The organism is Sphingomonas sp. Leaf30 (genome assembly GCF_001422525.1).
Lineage (GTDB): Bacteria > Pseudomonadota > Alphaproteobacteria > Sphingomonadales > Sphingomonadaceae > Sphingomonas > Sphingomonas aerolata.
The window spans coordinates 39,188-54,826 of record NZ_LMKZ01000022.1; the positions used below are offsets into that span (position 1 = coordinate 39,188).

Annotated in this window: 21 protein-coding genes and 1 tRNA gene; 13 read left to right on the top strand and 9 right to left on the bottom strand. The window is 65.2% G+C overall.

The features are described 5' to 3' along the window. Nucleotides 1-25 precede the first annotated feature (25 nt). The 9 genes from ASE89_RS19155 to ASE89_RS20100 all read left to right on the top strand — a co-directional run bounded on the left by ASE89_RS19155 (nucleotide 26) and on the right by ASE89_RS20100 (nucleotide 3,662). Nucleotides 26-364, top strand: coding sequence for a hypothetical protein (locus ASE89_RS19155; RefSeq protein WP_056681219.1), 339 nt, complete (start codon nucleotides 26-28; stop codon nucleotides 362-364). 90 nt (nucleotides 365-454) lie between these two features. Beyond that, nucleotides 455-673 (top strand): hypothetical protein, encoded by a 219-nt coding sequence (locus ASE89_RS20660; RefSeq protein WP_156363587.1) that lies wholly within the window; start codon nucleotides 455-457, stop codon nucleotides 671-673. 50 nt (nucleotides 674-723) lie between these two features. Then, a complete protein-coding gene (locus tag ASE89_RS19160) occupies nucleotides 724-1,041 on the top strand; it encodes a hypothetical protein (RefSeq protein WP_443024364.1) in 318 nt (105 codons plus the stop codon). 11 nt (nucleotides 1,042-1,052) lie between these two features. Beyond that, the gene (locus ASE89_RS19165; protein WP_156363588.1) at nucleotides 1,053-1,499 is read left to right on the top strand and encodes a hypothetical protein; all 447 of its coding nucleotides are present in this window, start codon (nucleotides 1,053-1,055) and stop codon (nucleotides 1,497-1,499) included. After that, complete coding sequence (locus ASE89_RS19170; RefSeq protein WP_056405116.1) at nucleotides 1,496-1,786, top strand: hypothetical protein; 291 nt, start codon at nucleotides 1,496-1,498, stop codon at nucleotides 1,784-1,786. The genes ASE89_RS19165 and ASE89_RS19170 overlap by 4 nt, the downstream gene beginning before the upstream one ends. After that, complete coding sequence (locus ASE89_RS19175; RefSeq protein ID WP_056681226.1) at nucleotides 1,776-2,120, top strand: hypothetical protein; 345 nt, start codon at nucleotides 1,776-1,778, stop codon at nucleotides 2,118-2,120. The genes ASE89_RS19170 and ASE89_RS19175 overlap by 11 nt, the downstream gene beginning before the upstream one ends. Further along, nucleotides 2,117-2,251 (top strand): hypothetical protein, encoded by a 135-nt coding sequence (locus ASE89_RS21490; RefSeq protein ID WP_269082973.1) that lies wholly within the window; start codon nucleotides 2,117-2,119, stop codon nucleotides 2,249-2,251. Before ASE89_RS19175 ends, ASE89_RS21490 begins: the two co-directional genes overlap by 4 nt. Then, a complete protein-coding gene (locus tag ASE89_RS19180) occupies nucleotides 2,248-2,502 on the top strand; it encodes a hypothetical protein (protein WP_056681228.1) in 255 nt (84 codons plus the stop codon). Before ASE89_RS21490 ends, ASE89_RS19180 begins: the two co-directional genes overlap by 4 nt. Next, complete coding sequence (locus ASE89_RS20100; RefSeq protein ID WP_082451799.1) at nucleotides 2,499-3,662, top strand: phosphoadenosine phosphosulfate reductase domain-containing protein; 1,164 nt, start codon at nucleotides 2,499-2,501, stop codon at nucleotides 3,660-3,662. Before ASE89_RS19180 ends, ASE89_RS20100 begins: the two co-directional genes overlap by 4 nt. Nucleotides 3,663-3,688: 26 nt before the next feature. On the opposite strand, the gene ASE89_RS19190 is transcribed toward ASE89_RS20100, so the two are convergent. From ASE89_RS19190 to ASE89_RS19200, 3 genes are all read right to left on the bottom strand, one after another. Next, nucleotides 3,689-3,907 (bottom strand): hypothetical protein, encoded by a 219-nt coding sequence (locus ASE89_RS19190; protein ID WP_156363589.1) that lies wholly within the window; start codon nucleotides 3,905-3,907, stop codon nucleotides 3,689-3,691. A 178-nt stretch (nucleotides 3,908-4,085) separates the two neighbouring features. Beyond that, entirely contained in the window at nucleotides 4,086-4,307 is a 222-nt protein-coding gene (locus ASE89_RS19195) for a hypothetical protein (RefSeq protein WP_146163707.1), read from the bottom strand. 332 nt (nucleotides 4,308-4,639) lie between these two features. After that, the gene (locus tag ASE89_RS19200) at nucleotides 4,640-4,882 is read right to left on the bottom strand and encodes a hypothetical protein (RefSeq protein WP_056681236.1); all 243 of its coding nucleotides are present in this window, start codon (nucleotides 4,880-4,882) and stop codon (nucleotides 4,640-4,642) included. Nucleotides 4,883-5,156: 274 nt separating this feature from the next. On the opposite strand from ASE89_RS19200, the gene ASE89_RS19205 reads away from it, so the two are divergent. Together ASE89_RS19205 and ASE89_RS19210 are read left to right on the top strand one after the other, a co-directional pair. Next, on the top strand, nucleotides 5,157-5,399 hold the full coding sequence (locus ASE89_RS19205; protein WP_056681240.1) for a hypothetical protein: 243 nt from the start codon (nucleotides 5,157-5,159) through the stop codon (nucleotides 5,397-5,399). Further along, nucleotides 5,399-6,664, top strand: a complete 1,266-nt coding sequence (locus ASE89_RS19210) for a tyrosine-type recombinase/integrase (protein ID WP_056681243.1) — start codon at nucleotides 5,399-5,401, stop codon at nucleotides 6,662-6,664. Before ASE89_RS19205 ends, ASE89_RS19210 begins: the two co-directional genes overlap by 1 nt. Nucleotides 6,665-6,752: 88 nt before the next feature. Here the strand turns inward: ASE89_RS19210 and ASE89_RS19215 are convergent. The 6 genes from ASE89_RS19215 to ASE89_RS19240 all read right to left on the bottom strand — a co-directional run bounded on the left by ASE89_RS19215 (nucleotide 6,753) and on the right by ASE89_RS19240 (nucleotide 12,738). Further along, nucleotides 6,753-6,828, bottom strand: a tRNA-Lys gene (locus ASE89_RS19215). A 117-nt stretch (nucleotides 6,829-6,945) separates the two neighbouring features. Beyond that, complete coding sequence (gene rodA, locus ASE89_RS19220) at nucleotides 6,946-8,055, bottom strand: rod shape-determining protein RodA (RefSeq protein ID WP_031392826.1); 1,110 nt, start codon at nucleotides 8,053-8,055, stop codon at nucleotides 6,946-6,948. Further along, a complete protein-coding gene (gene mrdA, locus ASE89_RS19225; protein WP_056681248.1) occupies nucleotides 8,052-10,124 on the bottom strand; it encodes a penicillin-binding protein 2 in 2,073 nt (690 codons plus the stop codon). Before mrdA ends, rodA begins: the two co-directional genes overlap by 4 nt. A gap of 13 nt (nucleotides 10,125-10,137) precedes the next feature. Beyond that, entirely contained in the window at nucleotides 10,138-10,659 is a 522-nt protein-coding gene (mreD, locus tag ASE89_RS19230) for a rod shape-determining protein MreD (protein WP_031440173.1), read from the bottom strand. Nucleotides 10,660-10,705: 46 nt separating this feature from the next. Next, nucleotides 10,706-11,593: a rod shape-determining protein MreC gene (gene mreC, locus ASE89_RS19235; RefSeq protein ID WP_056681251.1), complete on the bottom strand. Its 888-nt coding sequence runs from the start codon at nucleotides 11,591-11,593 to the stop codon at nucleotides 10,706-10,708. A gap of 101 nt (nucleotides 11,594-11,694) precedes the next feature. Beyond that, on the bottom strand, nucleotides 11,695-12,738 hold the full coding sequence (locus ASE89_RS19240; RefSeq protein ID WP_031439534.1) for a rod shape-determining protein: 1,044 nt from the start codon (nucleotides 12,736-12,738) through the stop codon (nucleotides 11,695-11,697). Between the two features lie 149 nt (nucleotides 12,739-12,887). Here ASE89_RS19240 and mutL point away from each other — a divergent pair, with 149 nt between their 5' ends. Continuing rightward, nucleotides 12,888-14,702: a DNA mismatch repair endonuclease MutL gene (mutL, locus tag ASE89_RS19245; protein ID WP_056681255.1), complete on the top strand. Its 1,815-nt coding sequence runs from the start codon at nucleotides 12,888-12,890 to the stop codon at nucleotides 14,700-14,702. A gap of 528 nt (nucleotides 14,703-15,230) precedes the next feature. Beyond that, nucleotides 15,231-15,542, top strand: a complete 312-nt coding sequence (locus ASE89_RS19250) for a hypothetical protein (protein WP_146163682.1) — start codon at nucleotides 15,231-15,233, stop codon at nucleotides 15,540-15,542. Nucleotides 15,543-15,639: the final 97 nt, after the last annotated feature.

The following is a 15,639-nucleotide window of genomic DNA, read 5'->3' on the forward strand; positions in this document are numbered from 1 at the left end:
GTCGGTACTCTCGGACGGCGGTAACGTGTTTCTGCGGGGTTTCGTTAACCAAGAGCTGCTTGCGACACTTGGCGTTATTGTGACGATCACTCTCGCATCAGCGGGCGCAATCCACATCGAACTAGGCAAGCTTTCGCGCGAACGGAGCATAAACCTTGATCGAGAAAAGCAAGCTGTGAGGTTTAGTGCCTATCTCCTGTTGGCGCAGTTTTTGACGGCCCTGGCCCTGGTAGTGCTCAAGCCGGTGCTGGCGGCATCGGAACGGCAGACGGCGTTCGCCAACTCCATAGGGCTGTTTATCATACTATGGGCCGTCGCAGTCCTCTACGATCTGACCCGTGCCGCGTTTAGCATAAGCCGGTAGTCAGAAATATCCGACCTGACATTTGACAAGTCGGAAATAACCGACTTATAACGTTTCCCACAGGCCATCCCGGCTTGTTGGGAGACCATCGTGGCCGAGCAGGCTTCCACAGATTGGATCGAGTGCGATGGGGCAGGGTGCCCTGTCTCGGATGTTGCCCGTGTCCAGGTGCAGTTCCGGTTCGATCGTGACCGCCGCGCCGCTGAGCGTGCGAACCCCGCCGACGGCCATCCTGCCTACATCTACCGCGACTGCTGGACGCATCAGGGCGCGTTGTCCGACATCGTCGCCTGCCGGGTGGTCGCGTAATGGCTTTGCCCGCTCGCATCCCGAAGAAGGCCAAACGCGCTAGCCGCTGGATGTCGAAGCGCCACCGGACGTTCGTAGCCGGCTTTGCTTGCTGCAAATGCGGATCGATGAAGTCGGTCGAGGCCGCGCACGTCCGTATCGGGTCTGGTGCTGGCATGGGGCAGAAGCCGGATGACTGGCGCACCGTAAGCCTTTGCTCTGCTTGTCACAGGGGCCCGCGCGCCGACGCGCAGCATGCCATGGGCGAGCGATCATTCTGGGCTGGCATCGACTATGAGCGCCTGATCGCTGAGTTCACTCAGGCCAGTCCAGTCAAGTCAGAGATCCTGACGGTGCAGGCTGAGCGCGCGCTGGGCATCGCAGCGTGAACGGCCCGACCATGACCTGCGATCCGGACCTCGATTCCGCGATCACCGAGTTCCGCTATGTCACGACGCGGTTGCGGACGCTCGACCAGCAGATGCTGACCGCCGCGACCGACCGGTACAAGCACTTTGCCGCGATCAAGCACGAGCGGGGCGAGATCTGGGCGACCCTGCGATCGAAGGCCGAGAAGCTGCAGCTGGTACCCGAGGACCACCACCTCGGGGCGCGCGCGCTGCTGCTGGTCACGGAGGTCGCGTGGATTCTCTACGGCCGCAACCGGCGTAAGCCGACCCCAGCGATGATCAAGGCAATGGTCCGCGACATGGGCGAGCTCGCCGAGCGCGATCGGATCGAGGCCGAGGCCGACAAGGTCGAAAACGAGTTTCGCATGCGGACTTCGGCAGTCCGCGCATCCGCGGCTGGGGCCATTGCCCGCTACATCGATCTGAGCGCCGCATGACACAGGCCATCACCCCCTCGTCGCTGTGGCAGGGCACCCCGCATCCGACCTCGCGCTGGACGGTCCAGCAGATCGGCGCACTGATGAAGGAGGGGCGGGATCCGGTCTCGGTGCCGACCGCCACTGTTCTTCGTCGCCCGCGGGAAAACCCTGACGACTGGACCATGCCGCCCAAGGCCGTCGAGCTCGTCCTGCCGCGCCTTAGGCTCAAGCACGACGGAAAGCGCGCCCAAGTGATCACGCCCGCAGGGGCAATCCAGTGGATGGACATCGTTCATGGTCGATAAGCACATCATCGCAGCGATCGCGGAATCGGGCATCGCTGCCGATGACGCGCAGGACATGGCCGAACGCGTGTTCGGTGCCGTCCTGTCGTCGCTGGCCGCGGGTCGGACGGTCCAGATCCCTGGCGTGTGCCGGCTCAGGGCGCCCCGCAAGCCCGCATGGGTGCCCGGCACTTTGAAGCGCCAGGCCGTCGAGCAGCGCAAGGTCGGCATCGTGCACCCCGCGATCATCGAGAAGGGCGCGCCTTACGACGTCGCCAAGCCGATCGATCCGCAGGTTTCCAGCCACGCATGGGGGCAGGCGATCCGCGCCGCGACCGAAGGGCAGGGGCAGTGAGCTACCTCGACCCGGCTGGCGCCGCCACGCGCGCGCCGCTTCCCCCTGTCCCCGATCTGTTGGGCGTCGTCTCTGCGGAGATCCTGATCGACCTGATGATCGCCATCCTCACCCTCGGAGATCGCCCGTGAACTGGACCGACATCATGCACGGTGCCGGCTGGATGAGCCTCTTGGCCATCGGCATTATCGCGGCCGTAATCTTCTTCGAAGACGTCTATCGTCGCTGGCCCCAGATCATGACCGCCCTGCGCGGCAACGATCGGCCCGGCTTCGTGCCCCTCTCCCCGACTGCCTCGGTCCTGCCTTTCAGGACGTCCGTTCCCCCGTTGCGCGTGAACGAGGCACGCGCGCAGCCAACCCGTTCGAAGGTCGTCGCATGAGCGCTCGCCATTTCGTCCCCATCAGTGGCGGCAAGGACAGCCTTGCGACAGCTCTAGTTGCTAGAGAGCGTGCGGAGCGCAAGCCAGGCTTTGAGGTGACTTATCAAACCGCCGATACTATGAACGAACACGAGGTATGGCTTGAATATCTGCACTACCTCGAGGGTGCGCTGGGCGCGCCCATCCAGCGCGTTTCTGCCTACGATGTGCCGGGACTGATTGACGACGGAGCGTTTGCCCGGCGCCGGCAATCAATCCGAGATGGGTGGCCTCACGAGCTGCGCCGCAAGCGCCATAGCGCCGAATGTAAAGCACGCCGGGACTCACTACCTGCCGCTGTCTCACGCTGCAGGCCGTCTATTGAACGAGTGGCAGCGCTGCGTGAACACGCCCGACTATGTGAAGATCATTGCCCGACGATGATCAGTCCCCCGGTGTCTTCGGCGCGCATCGAACAGGCCGTCGCCGCTATGTATTCCACCGGCAACGCCTTTCTCGACATCTGCATGATCCACGGGCGGTTTCCTTCCAAGCAAGCCAAGTTCTGCACCGAGGAAGCAAAGCTGCTTCCGCTGTTTACTGCACGGAACGCCATGCTGGCAGACGGTGAAATTGCGGTGGACTGGGTTGGAGAACGTGCTCAAGAAAGTCTCGCACGCGCCAAAAAACCAGTGATCGAGCGTACGATCACAAGGGAGGGGCAGCGCCGAGTGATCTACCGGCCTATCCATAGCTGGACCCATCACGAGGTGTTCGACATCGCCAAACGCCACGGCGTAAAACCAAACCCGCTTTACCTCATTGGTGCCAAGCGGGTCGGATGCTGGCCGTGCATTAACTCCAGCAAGGGCGAGATTGCCCTTATAGCGCGCCACACGCCGGAGCGGATTGATCTGATCCGTGACTGGGAATGGCGTGTCAGCATGGTTTCCCGTCGGTGGATCGAAGGCAATGGCCGTGCCTCGACCTTCTTCCACTCGAAAACCCTCCCCATGAGCGATCAGGACCAGCCCGATGATCGGGCGAACATTGACGCGGTCGTGGACTGGGCTCGCACAAGTCAGGGCGGTCACAATTTCAGCCTGCTATCGGCCATAGCGGACGATGAATACCGAACAGACGGGGCGTCGTGTGTCAGCGCGTACGGGCTCTGCGAATGAAAATGCACAGCCAGATAGGCCGCAACTCAGCCGGCCCCCGCGAGAGCCAGCGTGTGCTTGACCAGGCCGAGGTCCTCGACCGCCGCGACCGCCTCATGCAGCAGCCGCCATTTGCCGAGCGCAGCGCCGCTCTGACCACCATCCGCGCCCAGCTGCGCAGCATTGATCGGAGAGTTTCCCGTGGCTGATGTTGCCGAAAGAACGAACGGCGTGGCCCAGGCAGTGCTCGAGGGCAGCATCCGCACCGCGCGCGCGCTGATCCCGAGTAGCGTCGCCGGTGAGAGCCGATATAGCGGCGATCGAGCAGCAAATACTGGCGGCGTGGGCCCGGAGAACAAAAAACGTACTGCGAAGGCCGTTGCAGGCCGCCGTACCGTCACGCTGTTTCACAAAGATCGCAGCACGATACCGTGGCGGAGATACTCAGCCCGGAATGCCCCAATTGGCATCCTCGTTAGCGGCCTTGGCCGTTCGAACCAGATGCTCGACGTAGTTCTGAAAAACCGGAACTGTAAACGTGACGAGCGTCGGTTCGCCCTGTGGCTCCTTGAACGTCAGGACGACGAACCGGCTGCCTTCCTCGTCAAGTACGAGTCCGGCCTCCATCGCACCAGTGCCGCTGGGAGTGATGATCGTCGCTGCCATGGTAGTGCCTCTATGGTCGTCCAAGGAGCGGCTCTAGCGAAGCGGAACCGCCGCGTCAGCGTCCGTCGAGCGTTACGCTGCGTCGGCGGCCGTTTGCGACGCGCCGCGGTCATTGGCAGCGATAGCTGTTTTAGTCTCGGATACGACACGAGCTGTAACGCTTCGCGCCTCCGTCCTGCGATATTCCAGATAAAGTGCAATCAAAGAAAACATGGCGACCTCGAGACGAGTCTTGCTGGATGGCAGGACAGGCTCGGCACATGTGACGGCTCGCTAGGCACTTCAAATGCGATTAATCAAATCGCCGTTGCGCCAATCGAAAGCGCACATTGTCACCCCACCACGGGAATGTCATCAATCAGGGCGGCGAGCGAACCATCTTTGAAGGTGTGCGGTCGCACAATTCTATCGGGAAGGGAGATTTTTAGATGGCGCCTTTCAATGGGCTTCATGGCCCGAACCTTTTGGGCCATTAATAGCAACGACCCCTCGAACAGAAGCTCGTTTCCTTCGTCGTCTTTTTGCGCTGCTGGCATCCGCACCAATGTTGCGGCCTCGGTCCACGGGAAGTCCATTTATTGTATTCCTAAAAACGTCCCGCGCCTGGTCATCATACCACATCAGCGCCGCTATGCCATTGATCCTATGAAGGATCGGAGACGGCATATTTCGCCCGTGAATGCTCAGCACCGTAGCACGCTGCACCTCGTGGCGTGCAGTTGACATGGTGTGCTTATTGCCCCGGAGGGCGGGCCTCGTTCACGCCATCCAAAAACCCTCACCGCTGGGTCCCGCAGCCGCTGGTCTCGCCGTGAAAGCTCACTTTACAGATCCGGAAGGACAGAACCGATGAGCGCGATCGCCGTCGCATCAATGCCGGACTGGCCCGCCGGGATGACGCGCGACCTCGCGCTGGCGTACACCGGGGTCGCTGAGGCTCAGCTTCGAGAATGGGAACGGCGCGGCCTTGTCCGGTTCTGTCCTCGCGGCCCGCGCGGCGCGGCGATCGCAGCGCGTAAGTCTCTCGATGACGCCCTGTCCACCCTGTTCTCGTCGGCCGCGCTCGACGAAAGCGCGATCGAGTTCGACTGATGGCCCTCAGCCGCCTGCCTGCCTACGTCCGCCCCACGAAGCTCACGGGCGGGGAGATTGGGCACTATTGGGAACTGCCGCACTGGGCGCGCCCGATCAAGGACCCGAAGACCGGCAAGCTGACGCCAGCGATGCGCCACGGCCAGGCCTGTCCAGTGCAGTCCGAGACGCTGGGCGCCGATCTCGCCGTCGTCCACGCAAAAGCCGAGACGTTGAACGCTGCGCTGCGGGAGTGGCGCCGGGGCGAGATGGGCGCAGGCAAGCTGGCCGAGGGCAGCGTGGCCTGGCTGTTCGCCTGGTACCGGGATCAGGAGCGATTCACGAAGAACAAGGCGAAGACCCGTAAGGACTATCGCGCGCTTATGGACATGCTCGTCGCATTCGAGACGAAGGCAGGTCAGCCGCCGCTTGGGAAGCGCATGGCATCAAAGGTCGACGCGACGGTCGCGGACAAGCTCTACAGCAAGCTGAAGGACAAGGGCGCACGGCAGGCGACCTATGCGATGCAGGTGTGTCGGCTGGTCTGGACCTGGGCCGCACGGCACCACCGCATCACCGGCGTGAAGGAAAATCCTTTCAAGGGGATGGGGCTCAAGAGCACCGCCGCCGCCGGGAACCGCGAGACGAGCCGCGCCGAATACAATCTATACCGCGAGACCGCGCGCAAGCTCGGGTTCCAGTCGATGGCGACGGCCGCAGCGCTCTGCTTTGAATGCTGCCAGCGCGTCTGGGATGCGTTCGGGTTCGAGGATCCGGACGGCGTCGAGCGCCGCGGCATCGAGTGGGCAGGGTATCAGCCGGGCGTCGCGATCTCGCTTATCCAGTCGAAGACCGGCAACCCCGTCGTGCTCCCGCTATCGATCGACGTCGCCGGGATCGGTGACGAGCCAGGTGAACGCGTCTCGCTGTACCCCGAGCTTGAGGAAGAGCTTGCCCGGTCGCGCGCGGTGGTCGCCGCTGGCGCCGAGGTCATCGTCCTCGAAGAGCGCAGCGGGAAGAAATACAAGGAGCGGCGCATGTCGTCAGTCCACCGCAGGATCTGCACCGAGGCTGGGCTGCCCAAGGACATGACGTTCACCGGGTTCCGGCATGGCGGCATCACTGAGATCGGCGACGCAGGCGAGGACGACGTGCGCGCGGTGTCCGGTCACAAGACGCTAGCCGTCACCCAAATTTACAACAAGGCGAGCGCGGAAAAGGCTCGGCGAATCGGCGCCGCAAGGCGCGAACACATTGCCGCATTGGGTGGGGAGATCGCAAAGTGATCGAGATTTTGTCGGAATGGCTTGTCGGAACATGTCGGAGGAACATCTGTCAGACGGCTAAAAAAGCCAGCATTACCAACGTTGTGAATGGTGGACGCACTTGGGCTCGAACCAAGGACCCGCTGATTAAGAGTCAGCTGCTCTACCAACTGAGCTATGCGTCCATTCCGGGGCGGTTTTGAGTGGCGCCCTGGTGTGGCGCCCCGCTGCTGGAGGCGCGCTGTTAGCAGACTCATCGGGGGCCGCAACCCCCTTTCGTCCAAATTGCTGTCTTTTTCTGCTTACCAGCGGGTCGTCTTACGATTTTCCCGGTCGATCGACATCAATATCCCCAGGCACAGCAGCACGGTCATCTGCGACGACCCGCCATAGCTGAACAGCGGCAGCGGGATGCCCACCACGGGGGCGAGGCCCATCACCATCATCAGGTTGATCGCGACATAGAAGAAGATCGTCGTGGCGAGCCCCGCAGCGGCCAGCCGCGCGAACCGCGACTGCGCGCGCTGGCCGACCTCGATCCCCCAGCGGATCACCAGCAGGAAGGCGAGGATCAGCAGGCAGCCGCCGACCAGCCCCCATTCCTCGGCCATCGTCGCGAAGACGAAGTCGGTATGCCCCTCGGGGAGATAGTCGAGATGGCTCTGCGTGCCGTTGAGGAACCCCTTGCCCCACAGCCCGCCCGATCCGATCGCGATCTTCGACTGGCTGATGTGATAACCGGTGCCCAGCGGATCGCTTTCGGGATCGAGGAAGATCAGGATGCGGTTGCGCTGATAGTCGTGCAGCGCGAAGTTGATCGCGAGCGGGATCGCGACCGACGCGGCCACCGCGCCGCCGACGAACAGCCTGAGCGGAATGCCCGCCAGGAACATCACCGTCGCGCCACCCGCGCAGATCATCAGCGCGGTGCCCAGATCAGGCTGTTTCATCACGATCGCCGCGGGGATGCCGATCAGCACCGCGGCGGGCCAGACGGCCGCGAACCGCCGCGTCTCGTTGGGCGGCAGCATGTCGTAGAAGCGCGCGCAGGCGAGCACGATCGCGGGCTTCATCAGTTCGGACGGCTGCAGCCGGATGAAGCCGAGGTCGAGCCAGCGCTGGCTGCCCCCGCGCACCGCACCGAGCAGCTCCACGAGCACCAGCGCGAGGACGAGCGCACCATAGGTCGGCCACGCCGCCGCCTTCCAGACGCGCTCGGGGATGCGCGAGAGCACGACCGAGCCTGCCAGGAGGATGAAGAAGCGGATGCCCTGCGGCAGCGTCCAGGGGCGCAGCGAGCCGCCCGCCGCCGAATAGAGCACGACCAGCCCGAAGGTCCCGATCGCCGTGACCAGCAGCAAGGTCCGCCAGGGCAGGGTGGCAAGCTGTTCGGGGATGATCCGCGATGTCATTGGCCGCGCTCCGTGGTTCCGTCTTCCGCGACCCCGCCGCCCGCGGTGGCCAGATCCGCCTGCGTCCGGTTGGCGACATCGGTGGCGTTCTCGACCGCCGGCGCGTCGCTCGGCACGGTCGAGTCGGTCTTGGTCGCGATCGCGGCGGGCGGGGCACTCTGCGCCGCGCGATAGCTCGCCGCGGTCGCCGCCATCCGCGTCCTGATGTCGCCGCCCCAGGTCGGTTCGACCTCGGCAAGCGACTTCAGCGCGCGCTCGCGGTCGAGCATGTAGGTCATGATGTCGCGCCCGATCATCGGCGTGTCGAGGTTGCGCACCGTGTGGCCATTATGCTCGAGCACCACGGCGAGCGCGTAGCGGGGGTTGTCCGCGGGCGCGAAGCCGATGAACAGCGCATGGTCGCGCAGCTTGAACGGCAGCTGGCCGTTCTTGAGCACGCCCGAGCGCCGCTCCGCCATGGTGATGCGGCGGACCTGCGCGGTGCCGGTCTTGCCCGCGATCGCGACGCCCGGGATCAGCAGCTTGGCCGCGCCGCCGGTGCCGCCCTGGTTGATCACGCCGAACATCGCCTCGCGCACCCGCGCCAGATTTTCCGAATCGATCGCCAGCGCGGGCGCGTCGCGGTGGACCTGGCTGGCGAGAATGCTCGGTTGCAGGTCGCGGCCCGACGCGATCCGCGCCGCCATCACCGCCAACTGGAGCGGGTTGGCGAGCACATAGCCCTGGCCGATCGACGCGTTGAGCGAATCCGCGACCGTCCAGGGCCGCTTGTACTTGGTGAGCTTCCAGTCGGGGTCGGGCATCGTCCCGAACCGCTGCGTCGAAAAGGGCAGGTCGAACTTCTGCCCCATGCCCAGCGTCCGCGCGATCGGCGCGATCGCGGCATAGCCGACCCGCCGCGCCATCTCGTAGAAATAGATGTCGCAGCTCTGCATGATCGCGTTCTTTAGGTCGAGCGGCCCGTGCCCGCCGCGCTTGTGGCAATGGAACACGCTCGTCCCCAGCCGCATCGCGCCCGAACAATTGACCCGCGCATCGGCCGGGACGCCGGCATGGAGCAGCGCCAGCCCGTTCATCGGCTTGACCGTCGAGCCCGGCGGATACAGCCCCTGCGTGACCTTGTTCATCAGCGGCACGTGATCGTCGTCGCTCAGCATCTGCCATTCGAGATGGCTGATCCCGTCCGAAAAGCTGTTGGGGTCATAGGCGGGCATCGACACCATCGCGAGCATCTCGCCGGTGCGACAGTCGATGACGACGACCGACCCCGAATTGGTACCCAGCCGGCGCGCGGCATATTCCTGCAGTCCCGCGTCGATCGTCAGCCGCGCGGTCTTGCCCGGCACGTCGGGCTTGGTCGCGAGCTCGGCGACCAGCTTGCCGCGCGCGGTGACCTCGACCCGCTTCGCACCCGCCTCGCCGCGCAGCGCGGGTTCGAGCATCTTCTCGAGCCCGTCCTTGCCGAGCTTGAAGCCGGGGGTGACGAGCAGCGGGTCGCGCGTCTTCTTGTATTGCTCGGCATTGGGCACGCCGACATAGCCGGTCAGATGCGCGACCGCGGCGCCTGCGGGATAGTTGCGTGCAAAGCCGCGCGTCGGCGCGACGCCGGGCAGCTCGGGCAGCCGCACGCTGACCGCGGCGAACCGCTCCCAGTCGAGATTCTCCGCGACCTGGACGGGCTGGAACCCGGCGGCATGGTCGAGGTCGATCGCGATCCGCTCGATCTCCTCGGGCGGCAGCTGGAGGATGCGGCCGAGCAGCGGCAGCACGCGCTCCTTGTCGCGCAGCCGGTCGGGGATGATGTCGACGCGGAAATCGGTGCGGTTGTTGGCGATCGGTACGCCGTGGCGGTCGACGATCCAGCCGCGCCGCGGCGGCAACAGCGTCATGTTCACGCGGTTGCTCTCGGACAGCATCGTGTAGCGTTCGTTCTGCGCGATCGACAGCCATGCCATCCGCCCGGCCAGCATCAGCCCGACGCCACCCTGCACCGCGCCCAGCATCCAGGCACGACGCGAGAAACTATAGGCTTGCGACATCTCGGTCACGACACGCGGCGGCCGTCTCATCGTTCGACCCGCCTCATTCCTGAACCCTGCGTCGTTCGATCGTTGCGACGATCCGTGCCGCCAGCGGGAAGAGCATCATGGTGATCACGATCTGCGCCAATAGCACGGTGTCGACATGCGTGCCGACCCGTACGCCCAGAAATCGCCCGCCGATCACGCAGCACGCGATCCCGCCGCTCGCGATCAGCCAGTCCTGCCAGAAATCGCGGTACACCAGCCGCTGCTCGATCATGTCGATCGCCACGAACGCCAGCGACCAGAGCAGCACCGCGCTGCCCAGCGGCTGTCCGCTGAGCAGGTCGTCGAACAGCCCGAGCGGTGCCGCCGCCCAGGGGCGCAGCGCGTAACGGGCGAGCAGCCGCCATGCGAGCAGCATGACGAACCCGAACGGCGGCAGGATCGGGATCGTCGCGATCAGCGGCACGATCGTCATCAGCGATCCCGCCATGACGGTCAGCCACGGGATCGCCCGCGCCCGGCCGCCTGCGACCTTCGGTTCGAACGGCTTGTAGTCGACGCTGTTGCGGGTGGTCACGGCTGGTCGATCATCTGGGGGAAGACGGGATAGGGTGGTTTGGCAGTCACTTGGCGCTATTGTCGGACGGCGCAAGGGCGCGCGGCGGCGGCACCGGCATGAAGCCGGGTTCGACCACCGCGAAATCGAAGGTGTCGGGGTTTGCGAAGGTCCGTGCCATCACCGAATCCGCACCCGCGGTCATCACCCGCGCGACCGGGATGCCGGGCGAATACAGCCCGCCGACGCCCGACGTGACGAACAGGTCGCCCGCATTGAACTTGACGTTGGTCGCGTTGACCGACCGGACGTCGAGCATGCCGTCGCCGCGCCCGACCGCGATCGCGGGCAGGCCGTCGCGCGTCCGGCGGATCGGCACGATGCTGTCGCCGTCGGTCAGCAGCATCACCCGCGCCGCATTGGGGCCGGTCTCGACGACGCGCCCGACCAGCCCGTCGGGGCCGCGCACCGCCATGCCCGGCCGCACCCCGCTCCAGCGGCCCGCGTTAAGCAAGGCGAAGCGACGCCCGCTCGACGCGCTCGAACTCACCAGCCGCGCGGTCACGACCGGTTCGGCGATGCGGTCGCGGACCTTCAGCAGCGACCGCAGCCGGCGATTGTCATAGGCGATCGTCCGCGCACGCATCAGCAAAGCGCGCGTCTGGTCACGCTCGCGGCGCAGCGCGCCATTTTCCTGGCGGACGAAGAAATAGGTCCCGATCGCCTCGGGCACGGCGGCGACCCCGCCCACGACCCAGGCGAGACCCGACGAGACCGGGGCGGTGAGGCCCGCCACGCCCATCCGCGCGCCGGCAAAGGCGGGCGGGTTGAAGGTCGAGACGACGAGCAACGCTGCGCCCACCACCGCACCGGCGATGGCGAGCACATAGCCTACGAACACCCCATATTGACGCCGTCGGGAAAACCCCGTCCGGCGGTCGCGGGCTGGCGCCATGCGCCTGTCCCCTCGTTCTCGGGCATCGCCGGGTCCGGGGCCCTATCCCCGCGACTCGGTCGATGCGATTTCCACTGACCCGTTTCCCACCTACACGCTTCTCAGCCGCTCATCAGCACGCCGCGGAACAGCGGGTCCTCCAGCGCGCGACCGGTGCCCAGCGCGACGCAGGTCAGCGGATCCTCGGCGACCGTCACCGGCAGCCCGGTCTCGTCGCGCAGCACCTCGTCCAGCCCCTGCAGCAGCGCGCCGCCGCCGGTCAGGACGATGCCCTGGTCGACGATGTCCGCGGCCAGCTCGGGCGCGGTGTTCTCCAGCGCGACGCGGACGCCCTCGACGATCGTCGCGACGGGCTCGCTCAGCGCCTCGGCGATCTGGCCCTGGTTGATCTGGATTTCCTTGGGCACGCCGTTGACTAGGTCGCGGCCCTTGATGTGGATGATCGTGCCGATGCCGTCGACCGGCGGCTTGGCGATGCCGACCTCCTGCTTGATCCGCTCGGCGGTCGCTTCGCCGATCAGCAGATTGTGGTTGCGGCGGACATAGCTGACGATCGCCTCGTCCATCTTGTCGCCGCCGACGCGGACCGACGTCGTATAGGCCAGCCCGCGCAGCGACAGCACCGCGACCTCGGTCGTGCCGCCGCCGATGTCGACGACCATGCTGCCGATCGGCTCGGTCACGGGCATGTCGGCACCGATCGCGGCCGCCATCGGCTCCTCGATCAGCCACACCGTGCTCGCGCCCGCGTTCGACGCGGCGTCGCGGATCGCGCGGCGCTCGACCTTGGTCGACCCCGACGGCACGCAGATCACGATTTCGGGCCAGCGGGCGAAGCGGCGCGGGCCGTGCACCTTCTGGATGAAATATTTGATCATCTGCTCGGCGACGTCGATGTCCGCGATCACGCCGTCGCGCAGCGGGCGGATCGCCTCGATATTGCCCGGGGTCTTGCCCATCATCAGCTTCGCGTCGTCACCGACCGCCTTGACGCGCTTGATGCCGTTGATCGTCTCGACCGCGACCACCGACGGCTCGTTCAGGACGATGCCGCGGCCACGGACATAGACAACCGTGTTCGCGGTGCCGAGGTCGATCGCCATGTCGTGCGACATGAACTTGAAGAAACGCGAGTAGAAGGCCATTCAATCAGGGTCCCGTAATCCTGGCCGCCGGACGGGCGGCATTTCGCACATCATCTCGCGGGCCCCGCCGGTGTTTTCGAGCACCGGGTGCCTAATAAGCGGGCGTTTGCGGGTCGCGGGATGCCGTCGCTTGGTCTAGACGCAAACCCATGTCAATACGGCGTCTCCCCGAGCATCTCGTCAATCGTATCGCCGCCGGTGAAGTGGTGGAAAGACCCGCCAGCGCGTTGAAGGAGTTAGTCGAGAACGCCATTGACGCGGGCGCCGGACGCATCGCGATTCTCCTCGTCGAAGGCGGCACATCGCGCATCGAAGTCGCCGACGACGGATGCGGCATGACGCCCGCCGACATGATGCTCGCGCTCGAACGGCACGCGACCTCGAAGATGCCCGACGAGATCATCGAATCGGTCGTGACGCTCGGCTTTCGCGGCGAGGCGCTGCCCTCGATCGCCAGCGTCGCGCGGCTGACGATCGAAAGCCGGGTGAGGGGGGCCGAAGGCTGGTCGCGGATCGTCGACAATGGCCGCGTCGAGCGCGAGGGGCCCGCCGCGCTGCCCCCCGGCACGCGCGTCGTGGTCGAGGATCTGTTCGCGCGCGTCCCCGCCCGCCGCAAGTTCCTCCGCTCCCCGCGCGCCGAATATGCCGCCTGTCTCGACGTCGTCCGCCGGCTCGCGATGGCGCGTCCCGATATCGGCTTCACGATCGAGCATGACGGCCGCCGCACGCTGGCGGCGATGCAGGTCGAGGACCGGCCGGGCCGCGTCGCGACGCTCACCGATCGCGCGCTCGCCGACAATGCGGTCACGATCGACCTCGAACGCCCGGTCGACTCGGGCATGCTCGTACTCGGCGGGGTCGCGAGCCTGCCGACCTACAATCGCGGCATCGCCGATCACCAGTATCTGTTCGTCAACGGCCGGCCGGTGAAGGACCGGCTGCTGATGGGCGCGATCCGCGGCGCCTATGCCGAGATGCTCCCGCGCGACCGGCACGCGGTCGTCGCGCTGTTCCTCGACGTCCCCACCGACCAGGTCGACGTCAACGTCCACCCCGCCAAGACCGAGGTCCGCTTCCGCGACCCGGCGATGGTAAGAGGCCTGATCGTCTCGGGCCTCCGCCGCGCGCTCGACGCCGCCGGCCACCGCAGCCAGCGCGCCAGCGACACCGCCCTTGCCATGTGGCAGCAGGAAAACTCCTCTCCCCCCGGGGGAGAGGAAGGGGCCCGCCCGCAAAGCGGGTGGGAAGGTGAGGGCACGCCGCAAAGACTACCGCTGGAATCCCGCAGCTACGCCAGCGTCAGCGACGCCCGCCCCACCTTCTTCGCCGCGCCCCCACAGGCCAGAGCCGAACCCGCCTGGACACCCCCGCCGCAGACCAGCGCCTTCCCGATGGGCGTCGCGCGCGGCCAGGTCGCCAAGACCTATATCGTCGCCGAGGCGGAGGACGGTCTCGTCCTCGTCGACCAGCATGCCGCGCATGAACGCCTCGTCCTCGAACGGATGCGCGCCGCGCTCGCCGGCGGCACGGTCGCCAGCCAGGCGCTGCTGATCCCCGAGGTCGTCGAGCTCGACGAACCCGCCTGCGACCGGCTCGAGGCACGCGCCGCCGAACTGTCCGAGTTCGGGCTCGACCTCGAGCGCTTCGGCGCGCGCGCGATGCTGGTCCGCGCGACCCCCGCCTTGCTCGGCCAGAGCGACCCCAAAGGGCTCGTCACCGACCTCGCCGACGAACTCGCCGCGTTCGACGAGGCGCTGTCGCTCAAGGAACGGCTCGACGCGGTTGCGGGCACCATGGCCTGCCACGGCTCGGTCCGCGCCGGCCGCATCCTCTCGGTCCCCGAGATGAACGCGCTGCTCCGCGAGATGGAGATCACCCCCCATTCGGGCCAATGCAACCACGGCCGCCCCACCTGGGTAAAACTCGCGCACGGCGACATCGAGAAACTGTTCGGCCGCAAGTAAACGGCGCGGCGTGGGGGCGGGCACCGTCTCCCGCAGCCCCCCACACTCCCGTTCGTGATTATCGTAAATACAAGAGCTTTGACCAACGATGGTGTTCGACAGGCACTGCTCACGGTACCCCCCCCCAGCAGAACCGCCTGCCGAACGCATCGGCATGTAATAAAGCAGGCTGCTCAGGACTATTATTAAGTTTGATCCAAGGATCGACAATTAACTATTGATACTACGATTTATGGAAAATACGCCTTTCAGGTGTACATCAAGGCTTATGCGACATGGATAAAGCGCATAATGCATAACATAGGTTATGTTTTAGGATCGACTTCTTTGTGCTTCTGCATATTTTGATTCGACGAGATACTTAAACACTTTCGTGGCGGGAGTGCTATCTACTGCGAGCGTCGTCCATGGCCATTGCCAACGTTGTTCGCAACAGGTTAACTTGGCAGGTGGATTAAGCTGACACTTACACCTTCGGACAATTGCAGACATTCGAAGCTTAGCGGGGTTGGACGCAAAGGAGCGTTCATGCCGACGGCAAAACATCCGGCAATTACCGTGACGCGTATGCTTCCGCTCGCGGCATCGCTGCTGTCTGGCACTCTATTGGGTCGAGCGGCAATGCTCGCGTTAGTTTCGCCGATGGCGATGGACGGTGGACAGTCTGTCGGCGCGTGGGCGCTGGTATTGTTCTTGCTCGCTCAGCCTATCATGCTCGTCGCTGCTATGACGGCGGGCTTTCTCTGCTATCGCCGATTGACAAAATGGCGCTTCGTCACTGCGCTCGCACTGCCGGCTTTGCACCTTCTCGGCATGAGGATTCTCATGCTCGCTTTATAGGCTGAAAGTCGAGTTTCCACCAAGTTGAGCCGTTGACACCGGCTGCCCGGTGCCCGGCGATAACGCCCTTACATCCGCGTCGCGTCACAAAAAAAAA

What these genes read in the sequence shown, in the direction of transcription:
- ASE89_RS19210 (WP_056681243.1), top strand. Translation starts at nt 5,399, where the DNA reads ATGGCCCTCAGCCGCCTGCCTGCCTACGTCCGCCCCACGAAGCTCACG.
- mreC (WP_056681251.1), bottom strand. Translation starts at nt 11,593, where the DNA reads ATGGCGCCAGCCCGCGACCGCCGGACGGGGTTTTCCCGACGGCGTCAA.
- ASE89_RS19240 (WP_031439534.1), bottom strand. Translation starts at nt 12,738, where the DNA reads ATGGCCTTCTACTCGCGTTTCTTCAAGTTCATGTCGCACGACATGGCG.
- mutL (WP_056681255.1), top strand. Translation starts at nt 12,888, where the DNA reads ATGTCAATACGGCGTCTCCCCGAGCATCTCGTCAATCGTATCGCCGCC.
- ASE89_RS19170 (WP_056405116.1), top strand. Translation starts at nt 1,496, where the DNA reads ATGACACAGGCCATCACCCCCTCGTCGCTGTGGCAGGGCACCCCGCAT.
- mrdA (WP_056681248.1), bottom strand. Translation starts at nt 10,124, where the DNA reads ATGAGACGGCCGCCGCGTGTCGTGACCGAGATGTCGCAAGCCTATAGT.
- ASE89_RS19205 (WP_056681240.1), top strand. Translation starts at nt 5,157, where the DNA reads ATGAGCGCGATCGCCGTCGCATCAATGCCGGACTGGCCCGCCGGGATG.
- ASE89_RS20100 (WP_082451799.1), top strand. Translation starts at nt 2,499, where the DNA reads ATGAGCGCTCGCCATTTCGTCCCCATCAGTGGCGGCAAGGACAGCCTT.
- ASE89_RS19160 (WP_443024364.1), top strand. Translation starts at nt 724, where the DNA reads ATGTCGAAGCGCCACCGGACGTTCGTAGCCGGCTTTGCTTGCTGCAAA.
- ASE89_RS19250 (WP_146163682.1), top strand. Translation starts at nt 15,231, where the DNA reads ATGCCGACGGCAAAACATCCGGCAATTACCGTGACGCGTATGCTTCCG.
- rodA (WP_031392826.1), bottom strand. Translation starts at nt 8,055, where the DNA reads ATGACATCGCGGATCATCCCCGAACAGCTTGCCACCCTGCCCTGGCGG.
- ASE89_RS19165 (WP_156363588.1), top strand. Translation starts at nt 1,053, where the DNA reads ATGACCTGCGATCCGGACCTCGATTCCGCGATCACCGAGTTCCGCTAT.
- ASE89_RS19195 (WP_146163707.1), bottom strand. Translation starts at nt 4,307, where the DNA reads ATGGCAGCGACGATCATCACTCCCAGCGGCACTGGTGCGATGGAGGCC.
- ASE89_RS19200 (WP_056681236.1), bottom strand. Translation starts at nt 4,882, where the DNA reads ATGGACTTCCCGTGGACCGAGGCCGCAACATTGGTGCGGATGCCAGCA.
- ASE89_RS19175 (WP_056681226.1), top strand. Translation starts at nt 1,776, where the DNA reads ATGGTCGATAAGCACATCATCGCAGCGATCGCGGAATCGGGCATCGCT.